Annotated in this window: 17 protein-coding genes; 7 read left to right on the forward strand and 10 right to left on the reverse strand. The window is 70.7% G+C overall.

Translation table 11 applies throughout. The features are described from left to right. Window positions 1–4: 4 nt before the first annotated feature. From E3U26_RS05305 to tuf, 4 genes are all read right to left on the reverse strand, one after another. Window positions 5–418: a GFA family protein gene (locus E3U26_RS05305; protein WP_036754097.1), complete on the reverse strand. Its 414-nt coding sequence runs from the start codon at window positions 416–418 to the stop codon at window positions 5–7. Continuing rightward, on the reverse strand, window positions 415–807 hold the full coding sequence (locus E3U26_RS05310) for a VOC family protein (RefSeq protein ID WP_114536194.1): 393 nt from the start codon (window positions 805–807) through the stop codon (window positions 415–417). The genes E3U26_RS05305 and E3U26_RS05310 overlap by 4 nt, the downstream gene beginning before the upstream one ends. A 51-nt stretch (window positions 808–858) precedes the next feature. Beyond that, complete coding sequence (gene yghX / locus E3U26_RS05315; RefSeq protein WP_499105655.1) at window positions 859–1749, reverse strand: dienelactone hydrolase family protein; 891 nt, start codon at window positions 1747–1749, stop codon at window positions 859–861. Between the two features lie 293 nt (window positions 1750–2042). Next, entirely contained in the window at window positions 2043–3218 is a 1176-nt protein-coding gene (tuf, locus tag E3U26_RS05320; RefSeq protein WP_036754146.1) for an elongation factor Tu, read from the reverse strand. Between the two features lie 208 nt (window positions 3219–3426). Here tuf and E3U26_RS05325 point away from each other — a divergent pair, with 208 nt between their 5' ends. Then, a complete protein-coding gene (locus E3U26_RS05325; protein ID WP_116171074.1) occupies window positions 3427–4368 on the forward strand; it encodes a DUF533 domain-containing protein in 942 nt (313 codons plus the stop codon). On the opposite strand, the gene dinB is transcribed toward E3U26_RS05325, so the two are convergent. Genes dinB through E3U26_RS05340 form a run of 3 tightly spaced genes read right to left on the reverse strand, consistent with a single transcriptional unit; the run spans window position 4359 to window position 7902 of the window. After that, a complete protein-coding gene (dinB, locus tag E3U26_RS05330; RefSeq protein WP_499105656.1) occupies window positions 4359–5450 on the reverse strand; it encodes a DNA polymerase IV in 1092 nt (363 codons plus the stop codon). The genes E3U26_RS05325 and dinB overlap by 10 nt on opposite strands. Next, window positions 5447–6163: a YgfZ/GcvT domain-containing protein gene (ygfZ, locus tag E3U26_RS05335; protein WP_499105657.1), complete on the reverse strand. Its 717-nt coding sequence runs from the start codon at window positions 6161–6163 to the stop codon at window positions 5447–5449. Before ygfZ ends, dinB begins: the two co-directional genes overlap by 4 nt. After that, entirely contained in the window at window positions 6163–7902 is a 1740-nt protein-coding gene (locus tag E3U26_RS05340; RefSeq protein WP_499105658.1) for an ABC transporter ATP-binding protein, read from the reverse strand. The genes ygfZ and E3U26_RS05340 overlap by 1 nt, the downstream gene beginning before the upstream one ends. A gap of 280 nt (window positions 7903–8182) precedes the next feature. Between E3U26_RS05340 and E3U26_RS05345 the strand changes: the two genes are divergently transcribed. From E3U26_RS05345 to E3U26_RS05365, 5 genes are all read left to right on the forward strand, one after another. Then, on the forward strand, window positions 8183–9355 hold the full coding sequence (locus E3U26_RS05345; RefSeq protein ID WP_499105659.1) for a pyridoxal-phosphate-dependent aminotransferase family protein: 1173 nt from the start codon (window positions 8183–8185) through the stop codon (window positions 9353–9355). A gap of 60 nt (window positions 9356–9415) precedes the next feature. After that, window positions 9416–10453, forward strand: a complete 1038-nt coding sequence (locus tag E3U26_RS05350) for a siderophore-interacting protein (RefSeq protein ID WP_499105660.1) — start codon at window positions 9416–9418, stop codon at window positions 10451–10453. Window positions 10454–10608: 155 nt separating this feature from the next. Further along, a complete protein-coding gene (gene exbB / locus E3U26_RS05355) occupies window positions 10609–11877 on the forward strand; it encodes a MotA/TolQ/ExbB proton channel family protein (protein ID WP_499105662.1) in 1269 nt (422 codons plus the stop codon). 3 nt (window positions 11878–11880) lie between these two features. Further along, on the forward strand, window positions 11881–12444 hold the full coding sequence (exbD, locus tag E3U26_RS05360; protein WP_499105663.1) for an ExbD/TolR family protein: 564 nt from the start codon (window positions 11881–11883) through the stop codon (window positions 12442–12444). Beyond that, window positions 12441–13277, forward strand: coding sequence for an energy transducer TonB family protein (locus E3U26_RS05365; protein WP_499105664.1), 837 nt, complete (start codon window positions 12441–12443; stop codon window positions 13275–13277). The genes exbD and E3U26_RS05365 overlap by 4 nt, the downstream gene beginning before the upstream one ends. Here E3U26_RS05365 and E3U26_RS05370 read toward each other — a convergent pair. Together E3U26_RS05370 and E3U26_RS05375 are read right to left on the reverse strand one after the other, a co-directional pair. Then, window positions 13258–14241: a hydrogen peroxide-inducible genes activator gene (locus E3U26_RS05370; protein WP_499105665.1), complete on the reverse strand. Its 984-nt coding sequence runs from the start codon at window positions 14239–14241 to the stop codon at window positions 13258–13260. The genes E3U26_RS05365 and E3U26_RS05370 overlap by 20 nt on opposite strands. Window positions 14242–14310: 69 nt before the next feature. Next, complete coding sequence (locus tag E3U26_RS05375; RefSeq protein ID WP_036752176.1) at window positions 14311–15588, reverse strand: hemolysin family protein; 1278 nt, start codon at window positions 15586–15588, stop codon at window positions 14311–14313. A 302-nt stretch (window positions 15589–15890) separates the two neighbouring features. On the opposite strand from E3U26_RS05375, the gene E3U26_RS05380 reads away from it, so the two are divergent. After that, a complete protein-coding gene (locus E3U26_RS05380; protein WP_499105666.1) occupies window positions 15891–17045 on the forward strand; it encodes a DUF3734 domain-containing protein in 1155 nt (384 codons plus the stop codon). A gap of 36 nt (window positions 17046–17081) precedes the next feature. Here the strand turns inward: E3U26_RS05380 and E3U26_RS05385 are convergent, their stop codons facing one another. Continuing rightward, complete coding sequence (locus E3U26_RS05385; RefSeq protein ID WP_499105667.1) at window positions 17082–18185, reverse strand: NADH:flavin oxidoreductase/NADH oxidase; 1104 nt, start codon at window positions 18183–18185, stop codon at window positions 17082–17084. Window positions 18186–18329: the final 144 nt, after the last annotated feature.

The following is an 18329-nucleotide window of genomic DNA, read 5'->3' on the forward strand; positions in this document are numbered from 1 at the left end:
GCGGTCACAGGTGCCGCGTCTCGGGCGCGGGATTCCACCAGGCGTCATGCGCCCCGTCGGCATAGAACACCGGCGCGGCGATCAGCTCGGCCTCGGGCACGTCGTCCAGGGCGCCGACGCAGACCTGGACGAAGCGACCGCCCATCTCTTCCAGGTTGCCCTCGGTCCACAGCCGCGTGCCGCAACGGGCGCAGAACATGTGGTGCATGTCCACCCCGTCCTGCTGCCGGCGCGGGGTCTCGGCCAACATGCCGGCGCCATGGGTGATGCGGAAGCGCTCCGGGTCGGGCAGGCGCATCTCCCAATAGCGCATCTTGCGGCAGAAGCTGCAATTGCAGCGCATGGTGCCCTGCGACAGCTCGCCCTCGGCCTCGAAGCGGACGGCGCCGCAGAAGCAGGATCCGCGATAGAGGGTCATGCCGGTTCTCCGTGGTGGACGGCCTCGACATTGTTGCCGTCGGGGTCGAGGACGAAGGCGCCGTAATAGCCCGGATGATATTCCGGCCGCAGCCCCGGCGCGCCGTTGTCCTGCCCGCCCGCGGCCAGCGCGGCAGCATGGAAGGCGTCGACCGTGGCGCGGTCGGGCGCGGCAAAGGCGACATGGGTGCCCGGACCCGCGGGCCGGCCGCTGCCGATCCAGAAGAACGGCTTGCCCGCGCGGCCATAGCCCAGATGCGCGCCATGGCCGCCGGTCATCTCCGCGGTCACCTCCATCAGCAGCTCGATCCCCAGGGGCGCCAGCGCCCGGTCGTAGAAGGCGCGCGAGCGGGCAAGGTCCGAGACGGGAAATCCGATATGGTCGATCATGCGAAATCTCCTTTCCCGGCAAGGATCGCCCCGCCCTGCTGACAATTCGCGTCAGGAGAGCTTTTCGGCGAAGAAATCGAGCGTCCGCTGCCAGGCAAGCTCCGCCGCCGCCTCGTCGTAGCGCGGCGTGGTGTCGTTGTGGAAACCGTGCTGGGTGCCGGGATAGAAGAAGGCCTGGTATTCCTTGCCCTGCTCCTTCAGCGCCGCCTCGTAGGCGGGCCAGCCCGCGTTCACGCGCTCGTCGTTCCCGGCGTAATGCAGCATCAGCGGCGCCTGGATCTGCGCCACCTCCTCGGGCCGGGGCTGGCGGCCGTAGAAGGGCACCGAGGCGGCCAGTTCGGGATAGGCCACCGCCAGCGCGTTGCAGACCCCGCCGCCATAGCAGAAGCCGACCGCGCCCACCTTGCCGGTCGAATCGGCATGGTCGCGCAGGAATTCGTGGGCGGCGAAGAAATCCTCCATCAGCTTCACCGGGTCGAGGCTGGCCTGCATCTCGCGCCCCTGGTCGTCATTGCCGGGATAGCCGCCAAGCGGGCTCAGCCCGTCCGGCCCGAAGGCCAGGTAGCCCGCCTTGCCGAGCCGGCGCACGACATCCTCGATATAGGGGTTCAACCCGCGATTCTCATGCACCACCAGCACGGAGGGCAGCTTGCCCTGCGCCCCGGCCGGCCGCGCCATCAGCCCGCTGATGCGGCCATTGCCCGCGGGGCTGTCATAGCTCGCGGTCTGGGTCGCGATGGTGGGATCGTCGGGCGGCACCTGCTGGGCCAGGGCGTAATCCGGCCGCAGCGCCTCGAAGATCGCGGCGGCGCTCATCCCGGCGGTGGCGAATTGCGCCGCCTGCACCATGAAATCCCGCTTGCTGATTCGGCCATGCACGTAGCCGTCGAAGATCTCGAGGATGCGGGGATGGAAATCGGAAGCCTTCCTGCGTTCGGTCATCGTCCTCTCCCTTTGCCTGCTGGCGCAAGGATAGCATGACCCCCCCTCTCCGCTCTTTTTCCCGCGCCGCTCTCCCGCCCGGCGCGGCCTGCGCTGCTTCTTTCGTGCCCCAATATCCCGGGGTCCGGGGCAGAGCCCCGGCAGCCGCGCCCCAGCAAGCAACCCCGCGGCCACCACCCCCGCGGCAAGGAAAAAGGCCGCCCCCTGCGGAGCGGCCCCTCATCGCGATATCCCTCGCGGGATCACCCGATGCTCCCGGAAGGGCCGCGGCTGGAAGCCGCCGCCCCAAAGGATCACTTCAGGATCTTCGACACCACGCCGGCGCCGACCGTGCGGCCGCCCTCGCGGATGGCGAAGCGCAGCTTCTCCTCCATCGCGATCGGCGCGATCAGCTCGACCGTGAACTTCAGGTTGTCGCCCGGCATCACCATCTCGGTGCCCTCGGGAAGCTTCACCGTCCCGGTCACGTCCGTCGTGCGGAAGTAGAACTGCGGACGGTAGTTCGCGAAGAACGGCGTGTGACGGCCACCCTCTTCCTTGGTCAGGATATAGGCCTCGGCCTCGAACTCGGTATGCGGCGTCACCGAGCCGGGCTTGGCCAGAACCTGGCCGCGCTCCACCCCGTCGCGCTCCACGCCGCGCAGGAGCGCGCCGATGTTGTCGCCGGCTTCCCCGCGGTCCAGCAGCTTGCGGAACATCTCGACACCGGTGCAGGTCGTCTTCTTGGTCGGGCGGATGCCGACGATCTCAAGCTCGTCGCCCACGTTAACCGCGCCGCGCTCGACACGGCCCGTCACCACCGTGCCCCGGCCCGAGATCGAGAACACGTCCTCGATCGGCATCAGGAACGGCAGGTCCACCGCGCGCTCGGGCGTCGGGATGTATTCGTCCACGGCGGCGATCAGCGCGCGGATCGAATCCTCGCCGATCTCCTTGTCGCGGCCTTCCAGCGCCGCCAGCGCCGAGCCCTTGATGATCGGGATGTCGTCGCCGGGATAGTCGTAGGACGAAAGCAGCTCGCGCACCTCCATCTCGACCAGTTCCAGCAGTTCCGCGTCATCGACCTGGTCCACCTTGTTCAGGTACACCACCATGTAGGGGATGCCCACCTGGCGGCCCAGCAGGATGTGCTCGCGCGTCTGCGGCATCGGGCCGTCGGCCGCGTTCACCACCAGGATCGCGCCGTCCATCTGCGCCGCGCCCGTGATCATGTTCTTCACGTAGTCCGCGTGGCCGGGGCAGTCCACATGCGCGTAGTGCCGGTTGGCCGATTCGTATTCCACATGCGCGGTCGAGATCGTGATCCCCCGGGCACGCTCCTCAGGAGCCCCGTCGATCTGGTCGTAGGCCTTGAATTCACCGAAATACTTCGTGATCGCAGCCGTCAGCGTCGTCTTGCCGTGGTCAACGTGACCAATCGTCCCGATGTTGACGTGCGGTTTCGTCCGTTCAAACTTTGCCTTTGCCATCATGGCCTCCTATCGGGGGGGCCACCCGCGCGACAGCCCCCGTCGTGAAACATCCGCCGCGACTTATAATCGTGCCGGGGAAAAATCAAGGGCGGCCGGGCCTTTGCCGCCGGGGCTGTGGCGGTGGAACCGGAACCCGGCGAATACGTTGGAATTGCGCAACAAGGCTGCCCGGCCCGCGGCCCCGCAGCGCTTTCGGAGGACCAAGATGAGCCTGATGAAATCCCTCGCCCGCGTCGCGGCCGGCGTCATGCTGGCCAAGGGGATCGGAACCATGATGAAGAACGCCCAGAACCGGCCGCAATCGGGCGGCGGGCGCAGCCCCGGCGGGCTGCTCGACGAGTTGTTCGGCAACAACACCGGCCAAGCCGGCGACCGCCGCAGCGGCGCGGGCGGGCTGGGCGACATGCTGGGCCAGGTGCTGGGCGGGCGCTCGGGCGGCGGCACGGCTTATGGCGGGCCGAACTCGCCCCGCCACAGCGGCACGGCCCAGGGCGGGCTGGGCGGTCTGCTCGACCAGCTGACCGGCGGTCGCGGCGGCTCGGGCACGGGATCGGGCGGGCTTGGCGGCGTGCTGGGCGGCGCGGCGGCGGGCGGCCTGGGCGGGATGCTGGGCGACCTGCTGGGCGGTCGCGGCGCGCAGCCGCAGGGCCAGCAGCCGCAGGGCCAGGCCCCGCAAGGCGGGGGCGGCTTGGCGCAAAAGGACGCGCAGCCGCAGAACGACGCCAGTTTCGGCGAACTCTTCAACGAGGCGCTGGCCAGCGGCGACGAGCCCTCGACCGCGCCCACGCCGGAACAGAACGCGCTGGCCGGGCTGATGCTGAAGGCGATGATCCAGGCCGCGAAATCCGACGGCGAGATCGACGAGGCGGAAAAGGCCAAGCTGATGGCCGAGTTCGGCGAGCTGGACGACGAGGAGCGCGCCTTCATCCGCGAACAGATGGCCGCCCCGGTCGATGCCGCCGCCCTGGCGCGCGAGGTGCCGCAGGGCTTCGGCCCGCAGGTCTACCTGATGTCGCTGATGGCGATCGAGTTCGACAACCGCAAGGAGGCCGAATACCTGCACACTCTGGCGCAGGGCCTCGGCCTCGACAAGGAAACCGTGAACGGCATCCACCAGAAGGTCGGGGTGATCAACCTTTACGCCTGATCGAACAGGCCCAGCTGGCGCGGCGGCTCGTCCTGCCGCGCCTCTTCCAGCCCCGACAGCGTGATGCCCAAGAGCCGCACCCCATGCGGATCGGCAAAGACCGGGGCCAGCAATTCGCAGGCCATCTCCAGCATCTCGTCGCGGCTTTCGACCGGACGCGGCAGCGAGCGCGCGCGGGTGATCTGGCAGAAATCGCCGTATTTCACCTTCAGCGTCACCGTGCGGCCCCGGCGCGCGGCCGAGGCGGCATGGCGCCAGACCTTGTCGGCCAGCACCGCCAGCGCCTCATGCGCCGCCGCGATCTGGCGCAGATCCTCGAAATAGGTGTTCTCGGCACCGATGCTCTTGCGGATGCGGTCGGGCTTGACCTCGCGCGTGTCGATGCCGCGGGCGATGTTCCAGTAATAGCTGCCCGACTTGCCGAAGCGCGCGGTCAGGAACTCCAGGCTCTGCCGGGCCAGGTCGGCGCCGGTCAGGATGCCATGCGCCTCCATCCGCGCCGCCGTGGCCGGGCCGATGCCGTGGAAGCGGCCGATGGGCAGGCCCTGCACGAATTGCGCCCCGGCCTCGGGCGGGATCACGAAAAGCCCGTCGGGCTTGCGCTGGTCCGAGGCCAGCTTGGCCAGGAACTTGTTGTAGCTGACCCCGGCCGAGGCTGTCAGCCCCGTCGCCGCGCGGATGCGCGCCCGGATTTCCTGCGCGATGCGGGTGGCGGTGCGGCCGTCCAGGTGATCGGTCAGGTCCAGATAGGCCTCGTCCAGCGACAGCGGCTCGACCAGCGGGGTGTATTCGGCAAAGATCGCGCGGACCTGCTGGCTGACGGCGCGATAGACGTCGAAGCGCGGCTTCACGAAGACCAGGCCGGGGCACAGCCGCATCGCCCGCATCGAGGGCATGGCCGAGCGCACGCCATAGCGCCGCGCCTCATAGCTGGCCGCGGCTACCACGCCGCGCTGGATGCCGCCCACGGCGACCGGCCGGCCGCGCAGCGCCGGGTCGTCGCGCTGCTCGACCGAGGCATAGAAGGCATCCATGTCCACATGCACGATGCGGCGGACGCGCTCCTCGGCCGGGCCGGTCACGGGATGATGCGGGCATCCCCCGCCGTCAATCCCTCGCCCATGCGGTCGAAGCGCATATGGGCGATGGCGCGGCCGCCGGACTGGGTGAAAAGCGTGCCGGCCTCGCGCCCGTCCGCCATCAGGATCGGCGTGCCGACGGGGGCGGCGCCCTCGATCCCGACCGTCACCAGCCCCTTGCGCAATTCGGTCTTGTGCTTCATCCGCGCCGTGACCTCTTGCCCGACATAGCAGCCCTTGCGGAAATCGACGCCATGCAGGCGCTCGAACCCGGCTTCCAGGATGAAGGTCTCGTTCGGGATCAGCTCGACCAGGGTTTCGGGAATGCAATGCGCGACCCGGATGGCGTCCCAGTCGGTGCCGTCGTCCCCCTCGGCGCCGTAAAGCCGCCAGCCGAGCGCCGGGTGCCGCGGGTCGGCGATCGCCCCCGCCGGCGCCGGCCCGGTGCCGCGGGCGACGGCCAGATCCATCGGCTCGATCGCGACCTTCGAGCGCAGCCGATACATCGACAGCCGCCGCGCCAGGTCGTCCGCCAGCCGCGCGTCCACGTCGATCAGCAGCCGCTCGCCCTCGGGCACGACCAGGAAATCGGCCAGATACTTGCCCTGCGGCGTCAGCAACGCCGCCCAGCACGGCGCCGGGCCGACCTTGTTCGTCACCAGCCCTTGCAGGAACTCGACCCGGTCCTCGCCCGAAACCGCCAGAATGCGCCGCATCAATCCTCTCCGAATTGCAACCGGACCAGCGCGGCATAGGCGCCGCCCTGGGCCATAAGCTGGTCGTGATTGCCCTCTTCGACAACCCGGCCGGCCTCGACCACCACGATCTTGTCGGCCTGCCGCACGGTCGAAAGCCGGTGCGCGATGACCAGCGTGGTGCGCCCGGCCGAAAGCTCGTCCAGCGCCTGCTGCACCACCCGCTCGCTTTGCGCGTCCAGCGCAGAGGTCGCCTCGTCCAGCAGCAGGATCGGCGCATTGCGCAGCACGGCGCGGGCGATGGCCACGCGCTGGCGCTGCCCGCCCGACAGGGCCGAGCCGCGCGGGCCCGCAGGCGTGTCCAGCCCCATCGGCAGGGCGTCGGTGAAATCGGCGACATGGGCGGCGACGACGGCGCGGCGCAGCGCCTCGTCGTCCTGGTCGTGGCCCAGCAGGATGTTCTCGCGCAGCGTCTCGTCGAACAGCGCCGCATCCTGGCTGACGGTCGAGAACTGGTCGCGCAGCACGCCCAGCTCATAGTCGCGCAAGGCCACGCCACCCAGGGTGATCTGCCCCGATTCCGGGTCGACCAGCCGGGTCAGCAGGTTGAAGACCGTGGATTTCCCCGCCCCCGAAGGCCCGACCAGCGCGGTAGTCCGGCCCGCCTCGGCGGTAAAGCTCAGCCCGTTCAGCACCGGGTGGTTGGCATAGGCCAGCCGCACGTCCTGAAAGCGGATCGTGGTGTCGGGCGGCGGCTCGCGCCGCGAGCCCGAGGTGATGGTCGGCCGCAGGTCCAGCACGGCATAGATGCGCTCCAGGCTCGCGGCGGCGACCTGCCAGGTGCCGGTCAGCGCCCCCAGCCGGCGCAGCGGCTGGAAGGCCAGCGCCATGGCGGTAAAGAAGGACATGAAATCGCCCACCGTGCGCTCGCCCCGCGTCACCTCGGCACCGCCAAGCGCCAGCACGCCGATGAAGCCCAGGCCGGTGACGACATCGACCAGCGCCGGCACGGTGGCGCCGATGCCGGACATCTTGACCTCGGCCTGGCGGATGCGGGTGACGATCTGGGCAAAGCGGCCGGCCTGGTAATCCTCCATCCGGTTCAGCTTGACGGCGTTGATGCCGTGCAGCACCTCGTCCAGCCGGGTGGCGCGCTGGCTGGCGTTGACGCGGTTCTGCCGCATCTTGCGCCGGATATAGCGCTGCACCACCAGCGTCGGCAGGATCAGAAGCGGCGCGCCCACCAGCGCCGCCATGGTCCACCAGGGATCGACGGCCAGCGCCACCCCGAACAGCGACACCAGCGAGACCATGTCCCGCCCCGCGCCCGAGATGAAGGTGGTCCAGACCCCCTGCACCGCCATGGTGTCGCCCTGCACCCGCTCGATCAGCGCGCCGGGGGGGTTCTGCTGGAAGAAGCCGCCGTCCAAGGTCATGATATGGCGCAAAAGGTCGGTCTGCATCGAGGTCGAGACCGCCAGCGAGACCGAGGTCATCAGGCTGCGGTTGACGACGAAGGTGGTGGCGCGGATCAGGAACAGGCCAAAGATCGCGCCGCCGACCCACCAGATCGCATCGGTGTCGCCGCCGACGAAGACCCGGTCGAACAGCGGCTTCAGCATCCAGCTGAGCATGCCCAGGGTCGAGCCCTCGATGACCAGGAACAGCAGCGCCAGCAGGATGCGGCCCCAATAGGGCCGCAGATAGTCGCGCCACATGCGGGCGAACAGATTGGCCGTCCTGTGAAGTCTGTCCGCCATCGCATCCCCGATCCTCGGTCAGGGCAAGGGATAAGGCGCAAGCCGCGCGGGGGCAAGCCGCCCGCGGCGCAGTGCCCCGGCGGGCCCTGCCGAAGGCCCCGCCCGGCCCTTTCCGTTTCCCAAATGCCCATCCCGCCCGTGCTGCCCGCCCCGGCCTCGCCGCCCCAGGCCCAGCCCTTCTTCGTTGCCCAAATACCCATGCCCCGCACCTCGCCCGCCCCCGGTTGACCCGGCGCAGGGGCCGTCCTACGGATGACGGATCATCAGAAAGGCATTCCCCATGAGCTTCGCCCAAGGCGCCGCCGTCCTTGCCATTCCCGGCCCCTCGCCCGCGCCCGACCGCGTGCTGCGCGCCATGCACCGCGCCTCGCCCGACATCTACGGCGAGGCGCTGGCGGCCGAGAACCGGGCGATGATCGCCGGGCTCAGGCGGCTGGCCGGGACCGCGGGCCATGTCGTGCCCTATATCGGCAACGGCCATGCCGGCTGGGAGGCGGCGAACGTCAACCTGCTCGACCGGGGCGAGCGGGCGCTGGCGCTGGTCTCGGGCCATTTCGGCCGCGGCTGGGCCGCCACGGCCCGCGCGCTTGGGATCGAGGTCGAGGAGCTGGACTTCGGCCTCGCGCCCCCCGACCCGCAGCGGCTGGCCGACCGGCTAGCGCAGGACCGCGAGGGGCGGATCCGGGCGGTGCTGGTCTGCCAGGTCGATACCGCCAGTTCCGCCCGCGCCGACATTCCCGCCCTGCGCGCGGCCATGGGCGGCCATCCCGCCTTCCTGGCCGTCGATGCCATCGCCTCGCTGGGCTGCGAGCCCTTGCGGATGGACGAATGGGGCGTGGACCTGCTGGTCTCGGCCAGCCAGAAGGGGCTGATGGTGCCGCCGGGGCTGGCCTTCGTGTGGTTCTCGGACCGGGTGAAGGCGCGCGGGCGCAGCGGCCTTGCCACGCCCTATTGGGACTGGACTCCGCGGGCCGAGGCCGAGGCGCTGTGGCAGTTCTGGGGCGGCACGCCGCCCGTCCAGCACATCTTCGGCATGAACGAGGCGCTGCGGATGCTTCTGGACGAGGAAACCCTGCCCGCCGCCTGGGCCCGGCACGAGGGGCTGGCGCGGGCGACATGGGCGGCACTGGAGCGCTGGGGCGCGGGCCATCCCGGCATCGGCGCGCTGATCGCCGATCCCGCCGGCCGCGCCCGCTCGGTCACCGCGGCCCGGCTGCCGCAGGCCGGCGCCCTGCGCGAATGGACCGCCGCCCGCGCGGGGGTGACGCTGGGCATCGGCCTGGGCGCCGCCGATCCCGACAACGCGCTGCGCATCGCCCATATGGGCCATGCCAATGCGCATCAGCTGCTGGGCGTGCTGGCGGTGGTCGAGGCCGGGATGACGGCGCTGGCGATCCCGCATGGCAAGGGCGCGCTCGAGGCGGCGGCGGCCGAGATCGCGCGGCTCGCCTGAGCCCTTGCGGCAGGGCGCCGCAGACCCAACCTTTCCGGGGCAAGGCACGAAAGGCGACAGATGCGCATCACCCCCCTGCCCGAGTTCCAGTCCGAGGCCCTGCTGCCCGGCCAGGATTTCGCCCTGATCGAGCGGCTGATCCGCGACGAGGCCCAGGAACACGGGCTGGAGCTGCATACCGGCCATGGCCGCTCGATCTGGTGCCAGGTCGAGATGGGCGAGTTCGGCGCCAAGCGGCGCGGCGACGGCGTGCTGGTCTTTGCCCGCGCCCATCGCGCCGAATGGCTGGGCGCGATGCAGCAGGCGATTTCCGAACATCTTGGCCAGCACCTGCCGGCGGCGGCGGCAGCGCTGCGCTGGCCCTCGGCTGCCGATGCCGGCAAGCCGCCCGGCAATTTCAGCCTGGCCGAGGTCGTCGGGGTCCAGCCGCTCTGCCCGGATTTCCTGCGCGTGCGGCTGGCCGCGCCCGACCTGCACCGGCTTGCCACCGAGGATTCGCTGCATTTCCGGCTGGTCCTGCCGCAGCCCGGCGACGACGCGCCGGAATGGCCGCGTCTCGGCGCCAACGGCCAGATCCTCTGGCCCAGGGGCGACAAGGCGCTGCACCGCCCAGTCTATACCGTGCGCCGCATCGACACCGATGCCGGCTGGCTGGAGCTGGACGTTTTCGACCATCCCGGCGGGCGGGCGGCGCATTGGGCGCAAAGTGCCCGGCCGGGCGCGCGCATCGGCCTGCTTGGCCCCAGCGGCGGCGGCATCCCGCAGGCCGCGCAGCTGATGCTTGCCGGGGACGAGACCGCCTGGCCCGCCATGGCCCGCATCCTCGAATCGCGCGCCGGCAGCGCGCAGGGCCAGGTCTTCCTGCTCGGCGCCCGGCCCGGCTATCCGCTGCCCCGGCCCGCGGGCTTCCGCATATGCCACCTGCCCGGCGGGACCGCGGCGCTTTGCGCCCTGCTGCGCGACGAGCCGCCCTTGCCCGGCAGCTATCTGTGGGCGGCAGCGGAAAAATCCGAGATTGCCGCGCTTCGCGCCCTGCTGCTGGAAACGCTGGGCCACGACAGGGCTCAAAGCCACCTGGCCGCCTATTGGTCGGCATAAAGCGCGGCAGCCCGTCCGCGGAATAGTTGACAATTTTACCTTGGTGATCGATACGAAGCCCAAACCGCGGCCAGAGGGTCGGCGGCATGCCAGTTTGCATGTGACGCGCCCAGCAAGATGCGGACGGATCGAATGCCGGAACTATAAGGATCGCCATGACCCAGAAGTCACTGCCGCGCCGTAGCGCGGGGACCGCCGTTGCTTTGACCTGCCTGCTGCTTGCCACGCCGATCGCGGCGCAGGAAGCCGCCACGGGCGGCCAGACCAGCCCGGCGCCCGAGGTCCAGACCCAGCCGGCCGCCCCCGCCGGCGAAACCGCAGCCCCGCAGCCCCAAGTCCCGCAGCCCGCGACGCCGGAAGCGGCGGCCCCCGGCACGGCAGCACCCGAAGCGGCCAGCACGACCCCCGCGCCGGCGGCCGAGACGACCCCGCCCGAAACCCCCGCACCCGCGGCAACCGCACCGGAAGCCGCCCCGCAAGAAACCACCGCGCCGGTAACGACCGCGCCGGAAACGACCGCACCGGCCCCCGCCGCCGATACGCCCGCGGCGCCCGAAACCGCGCCCGCCACCGCCCAGGCCCCGGCGGCCTCCGAAACCCCGGCGGCACCGGAAGCCCCCGCCCCGGCCGCGCCCGAAGCGGCCGAGCCCGCCGGCTCCAGCATCCTGCCGCAGGCGGTGCAGGACGCGCTGTCGCCGATGCTGAACCCGCCGGAACGCGACCCGAACTTGCCGCACGACCTGTCGCCGATGGGCATGTTCGTTGCCGCCGACTGGGTGGTGAAGGCGGTGATGATCGGCCTGGCCTTTGCCTCGGTCGTGACCTGGACGGTGCTGGTCGCCAAGGTGCTGGAACTGCTGGGGGCCATGCAGCGCGCCCAATCCGGCATCCGCCGGGTCGAAGCGGCGGCGAACCTGCCCTCGGCGCTGGCTTCGGCCGGCAACCGCCGCGACCCGGTCTCGCGCATGATCCGCGCCGCGGCCGCCGAATACGACCGCTCGGCCCCGGCGCTGGACCAGGCCGGCGACTCGGGCGTCAAGGAGCGCGTCGATTCGCACCTGGACCGGATCGAGGCCATCGCCGGCCGCCGCATGAGCCGGGGCACCGGCGTTCTGGCCACCATCGGCTCGACCGCGCCCTTCGTCGGCCTGTTCGGCACCGTCTGGGGCATCATGAACAGCTTCATCGGCATCTCGCAGGCGCAGACCACCAACCTTGCCGTCGTGGCGCCGGGCATCGCCGAGGCGCTGCTGGCCACCGCCATCGGCCTGGTCGCGGCCATCCCGGCCGTGGTCATCTACAACGTCTTCGCCCGCGCCATCACCGGCTACCGCCTGCGGCTCGCCAATGCCGCGGCCGGGGTCAAGCGCCTGGTCAGCCGCGACCTCGACTTCCGCGGCACCGTCTCGCGCACGGAGGTCTGAGCCATGGCCGGCGGCATCCGCGAAACCCAAGGCGACGATCTGGTCGAGAACCACGAGATCAACGTCACGCCCTTCATCGACGTGATGCTGGTGCTGCTGATCATCTTCATGGTGGCGGCGCCGCTGGCGACGGTGGATGTGAACGTGGACCTGCCGGTCTCGAACGCGACCCCGGCGCAGCGCCCCGACCAGCCGGTCTATATCACCGTCAAGCCCGACCTGACGCTTGCCCTGGGCAACGAGGACGTGCCGGCCGGCGGGCTGGCCACGGCGCTGGCCGCCGCGACCCAGAACAACCGCGAGGAGCGCATCTTCCTGCGCGCCGACAGGGAGGTGTCCTATGGCGACCTGATGGGCGTCATGAACACCCTGCGCGAAACCGGCTATCTCAAGATCGCTCTGGTCGGGCTTGAAACCACCGGCGGGGGGGTGGCGCCCGCCGCCCAGCCCGCCGATGCCGAGCTTGATGCGCCCGCGGCAGCACCTGCACCCGCGGCAGCACCCGCCGCAGCGCCGGCCCAGCAAACCGCCTCGACCCCGTCAAGCGGAGGAGCCCCCACGCCATGAGTTGGAAGCCTTCCCCGGCCCTGCGCGACAGCGCGCTATGGGGCACCGCCGCAGCGGTGGCCCTGGCCGCGCATATGGGCGGCGCGCTGTGGATCCTGCAACGCGCCGAAGCCGCCGCGCCCCCCGGCCTGCCCGACCCGGTCTATGTCGAGCTGGCACCGATGCCCGAGGCGGCCGCCCCGCCGGACGAGGCCGAGACCCCGGAAATGACCGAGGCCGAACCGGAACCCGAGCCCGAACCGGAGCCGGAGCCCGAACCGGAACTCGCCATGCCGCCGCTTCAGGAACTGGAACCACTGGCGGACATGAACTCGCTGTTCCCGCCGCCGCCCGATGCGGTGGTGCTGCAGAAATCCGAACGCCCGCCCGAGCGTCCCGAGCCGGAGCCGGAGCCCGAGCGGAAGGTCGTCGAAAAGCAGCCCGAGCCCAAGAAGCGCGAGAAAAAGGAAAAGGCCCCGGAAGAGCAGCCGGCCCGCCAGGCCACGACCAGGGTCCGGGCGCCGCAATCCGACCGCACCGCCGCACCCCAGGCGCAGGCCGGCACGCCCAGCCCGCGGCAGGTGGCCAGCTGGCAGTCCAAGGTGCAGGCCGCGGTGGCGCGCCACATGCAGCGCACCCGCTTCAACGGGCGCGGCGACACCATGACCGTGACCGTGCGCTTCAGCGTCGATCCCAGCGGCCGCGTGGCCGGGGCGTCGCTGGCAAGCTCGACCGGGGATGCCAGGATCGATTCGGCGCTGAACCGCCAGGCCTCGCGGATGCCGCGCCTGCCGGCGCCGCCCTCGGGCAAGACCACCGCGCTGGTGCTGCCGGTCAAGATCGTGCTGCGCTGATCCTTTTGCGGGTCGGCGCATCGGGCGCCGGATCCGGCACCGGACGGGGGATCGGCTCGACCCCCAGAACCGGGGCCAGATCGCGCACCACCTGGGCCAGGGCCCGCGCATCCGCCCCGGCCTCGGCATTGCGGCGCCAGACCACGGCCAGATCGCGCGAGGGCGCCGGCTCGGTAAAGGGCACGATGCGCAGCCGGCCGTCGCGGTTCTCGTCCGCCAGGGCCAGCCGCGGGATCAGCGTCATGCCCATGCCGCTGGCCACCATCCGCATCAGCGTCGTCATCGAGGCCGCTTCCAGGTTCAGCTTGCGCCGCGGGCTGCGCAGCCCGCAGACCTCCAGCGCCTGGTCGCGCAGGCAATGGCCGTCGGCCAGCAGCAGCAAGCGGTCCGCCTCGATGCTTTCGGGCCGGGCCGGGCCGGACAGCAGCGTAGTGTCGCTGCCCGACAACGCGACCAGGAAGGCGTCGCGCAAGACCGTCTCGGCCTCGATCCCCAGCTCGTTGACCGGCAGGGCCATGATCCCGGCATCGAAACGGTGGCTCAGCACGCCCGAGACCACCTCGTCCGTCGCGATCTCGTGCAATTCCAGGTTCAGCATCGGATGGCTGGCACGCAACGCCGGCACCAGGTGCGGGATCAGATAGGGCGCGACCGTGGGAATGATCGCCAGCCGCAGCCGCCCCGACAAGGGCAGCCGTCCTGCCCGCGCCAGCGCCTCCAGCCGCTTGGCGGTATCCATCAGCTCCTGCGCCACCGGCAACAGCCGCTCGCCAAGCGCGGTCAGCCGCACCGGCCCCGCGCCGGCGCCGCGTTCGAACAGCGCCCCGCCCAGCCGCGCCTCGAGCTGGGCGATCTGGCTGGACAGGCCCGGCTGCGAGACATGCACCGTCTCGGCCGCGCGGCCGAAATGGCCCAGCCGGGCGACGGCAAGGAAATAGGTGATCTGGCGCAGGGTGAAGTTCATAACCAAGCGTTATCAAACCCGCGGGAAATCACAAGCGTTCTTTCCCGCCCGCCGGCGCGGCCCTGCGGATCAGCCCGGCAGGCGCTGGACCAGCAGCTTGTCGATGCGGCGATGGTCCATGTCCACCACCTCGATGCGCCAGCCCTGCCAATCCACGCGATCCCCCGCCTGCGGCAGCCGGCCGGCCAGGTCCAGCACCAGCCCGGCGACGGTGGAATAGTCGCGATCCTCGTCCAGCGAGACCGAAAGCCGGTCGGCGAATTCGTCGACCGGCATCCAGCCTGCGACCAGCAGGCTGCCGTCGTCGCGCTCGACCAGCTTCGGCTCGTCGTCGTCGAGGCCGGCGAACTCGCCGGTGATCGCCTCCAGCACGTCCATCGGCGTCACCACGCCCTCGAAATGGCCGTATTCGTCATAGACCAGCAGCATCTGCCCCGGCGCGGCGCGCAGGCGCGCGATGACCTCGGGCGCGTCCATCGTCTCGGGGATGATCGGGGCGGGCTGCATCACCTGGCGCAGGTCCACCGCCTCGGCGCGGCTTTGCGACATCAGGTCCACGCTGGCGATCACGCCGATCAGGTTGTTCGGGTCGCCGTCGCTGACCGGCAGGCGGGTGCGGCGGCCGTCGCGGAACTTGCGCGCCATCTCTTCCCAGCTGTCGCCCACATCCACCGCCTCGATCTCGCGCCGGGGCGTCATCAGCCCGCGCGCGCTGCGGTCGGCGATGCGCATGACGCCGGCGATCATCTCGGTCTCGGCGCGGTGCATGACGCCCGCGGTCTCGGCCTCCGAGATCACCAGCTTGATCTCTTCGTCGCTGATGGTCTGCCGGTCCTCGCCCGATTGCCCCAGCGCGGCCAGGACCAGCTTGCCCGACCGGTCCAGCAGCCAGACCAGCGGCGCCGCCCCGCGCGAGATGGCCAGCATCAGGGGCGCCATCCGCACGGCGACGCGCTCGGGCGCCTTCAGCGCCAGCTGCTTGGGCACCAGTTCGCCCACGATCAGCGACAGGTAGGTGATGGCCACGACCACGCCGCCCATGCCCAGGGGCTGCGCCAGCGAGGGCGGCACCCCCCAGCCCGGCAGCGCCGCCGCCAGCCGCGCGCCCAGCGTCGCGCCGGAAAAGGCGCCCGACAGGATGCCGACCAGCGTGATGCCGATCTGGACCGAGGACAGGAACCGCCCCGGCTCCTCCCCCAGCGCCAGCGCGGTGGCGGCGGCCCGGTCGCCGCGTTCGGCCAGGACTTTCAGCCGCGCCGGCCGGGCCGAGACGATGGCCAGTTCAGACATGGCCAGAAGCCCGTTGAGCAGGGTCAGGACAAGGACGACAAGGACTTCGATCCACATCAAAGGGGCTCGCTCGGGTCAGGGGGATGCCGGGAAGCAGCGGGGCGCAGCAGGCCGCGCCTGTCGGAAGGGTCGTCGATCATGCGCTTGTCGGCGGCTGGCTCCGGCTGTGTCATGCCCCAATATATCGGCTGGCGCGGCCGTGACAATCACCCAGACGGAAATTGCGCAGGACGCAACGTCACTCGCGCTTTTTTACGCGATTTTTTGCGTTTTTTTCTTTCGTTTCCCGCGGCATTATGGAAATTTTCCATCCCCGGCCATGGCGCGACGGGACCGAACCACAGGATTCGAGGGGGCAGATGAAGGACAGAACCGGGGAAGTTACCGAGAAGATCGTCTTCGTCCTCCAGGGCGGCGGCGCGCTGGGGGCGTTCCAGGCCGGCGCATATGAGGCACTTTGCCGCGCCGGGCAGGAACCGGAATGGCTGGCGGGCATCTCGATCGGATCGATCAACGCGGCGCTGATCGCCGGCAACCGCCCCGGCCAGCGGCTGGAGGCGCTGCGCCGCTTCTGGGAAGAGGTGACGGGCGCGCCCTGGCTGCTGGGCTCGTGCTTCGAGGGCGGGCCGCTGCACGAACAGATGCGCGCCGTCTGCAACGAAAGCCGCGCCACCATGTCCACCATGCTGGGCGCGCCCGGCTTTTTCCGCCCGCGCATCCCGGACCTGTTTTCCTTCCTGCCCGGCCTGATGCGGCAGACCAGCTGGTATGACACCTCGCCCCTGCGCGATACGCTGCTGGCCCTGGTGGATTTCGACTATCTCAACGCCCAGGGCCCGCGCCTGTCCGTCGGCGCGGTGGATGTCGAGACCGGCAACTTCACCTGTTTCGACAGCCGCGAGACGCGGATCACCGTCGATCACGTCATGGCCTCGGGCGCGCTGCCGCCGGGCTTTCCCGCGGTCGAGATCGAGGGGCGGCACTACTGGGACGGCGGGCTGGTCTCGAACTCGCCGCTGCAATTCGTGCTGGCCAAGCCCTGCGACCGGCCGCTGTGCATCTACCAGGTGGACCTCTACCCGTCGCGCGACACCCTGCCCCGCACCATGGCCCAGGTCGAGCAGCGCGAGCGCGAGATCCGCTTTTCCAGCCGCACCCGGCTGAACACCGACGAATTCCGCATCCGCCATGCGCTGGCCAGCGCGGCGCGGCGGCTGCACGCGCGGCTGCCGGCCCCGTTCCGCGACGACCCGGACCTAGCCATGCTGATCGAATCCGGCCCGGCCCATCCGGTCAGCCTGATGCACCTGATCTATCGCCATGCCGATTACGAAAGCGCGTCCAAGGACTACGAATTCTCGCGCCTGTCTATGCTGGACCATTGGCGAGACGGGCTGCAGGACGCGGAACGCTCGCTTGCCGATCCGCGCTGGACCCAGCGGCAGGTGCCCGAGGACGGGCTGATGATCTTCGACCTCCACGACCCGCACCGGCAAGAGGCGAAGGCGGTCTGAGCCCCCGCCGCCATGCCGGCGCCCGGCGCGGGCCGGCTATTTGCGGAACAGATCCCGCAGCCCCGAGGGCTGGCTGCGCCAGAACTGCGGCGGCGCCGAGACGCTGGCGCCCAGCCTGGCCGCCGCATGCCAGGGCCAGCGCGGATCGTAAAGCACCGTGCGGGCCTGCGCGACCATGTCGGCATCGCCGGTGGCGACGATGGCCTCGGCCTGCTCGGGCTCGGTGATCAGGCCGACGGCGATGACCGGGATGCCGACCGCCTGCCTGACCGCCCGCGCCAGGGGCACCTGGTAGCCGGGACCGACGGGGATCTGCTGGCGCCGGTCCAGCCCGCCGCTGCTGACATGGATCGCCGCGCAGCCCCGCGCCTCGAGCGCCTGGGAAAAGGCGATGCTGCCCTGGATGTCCCAGCCGCCCTCGACCCAATCGGTGCCCGAGATGCGGACCGTGACCGGATAGCCCGCCGGCACCGCGTCCCGCACCGCCTCGAAGACCTCCAGCGGAAAGCGCATGCGGTTTTCCAGGCTGCCGCCATAGTCGTCCTCGCGCCGGTTCGACAGCGGCGACAGGAACTGGTGCAGCAGATAGCCATGCGCGGCATGGATCTGGATCGCGTCGATCCCCAGGCGCACGGCGCGGCGCGCGGCCTGGGCAAAGGCGTCGCGCACCCGCGCCAGCCCGGCGTGGTCCAGCGCCAGCGGCGGGTTCTCGCCCTCGGCAAAGGCCAGGTCCGAGGCCGAGACGGTCTGCCAGCCATGCGCCGCATCCGGCGCGATCTGCGCCCCGCCCTCCCAGGGCTTCGCGGTCGAGGCCTTGCGCCCGGCATGGGCCAGCTGGATGGCGATGGGCATGTCCGACCAGGCGCGCACGCCCTTCAGCACCCGGTCCATCGCCGCCTCGGTCGCATCGTCCCACAGGCCGACGTCGGCATAAGAGATGCGGCCCTCGGGCAGGACGGCGGTGGCCTCGATGGTCAGGATGGCCGCGCCGGAATGCGACAGCGCGCCCAGGTGGATCAGGTGCCAGTCGGTCATCCGCCCGTCCTCGGCCGAATACATGCACATGGGCGCGACGACGATCCGGTTGGCAAGGGTCCGGCCGCCGATGGCGATCGGCTCGAAAAGCTTGGGTTGGGGCATGAGGGGCATCCTTGCTGCTACCCGTCTCAGATAAACCGCAGCCGCCCAGCCGCAAGCCCCGGCCCGCGCGCTTCTTTCGTGTGCAAATATCCTGGGGGAACGCCGGGCCGGCCCCGTCGAGGGGCCGGCCCGGCGTGGGGGCAA

Source organism: Paracoccus ferrooxidans, from assembly GCF_029909815.1.
GTDB lineage: Bacteria > Pseudomonadota > Alphaproteobacteria > Rhodobacterales > Rhodobacteraceae > Paracoccus > Paracoccus versutus.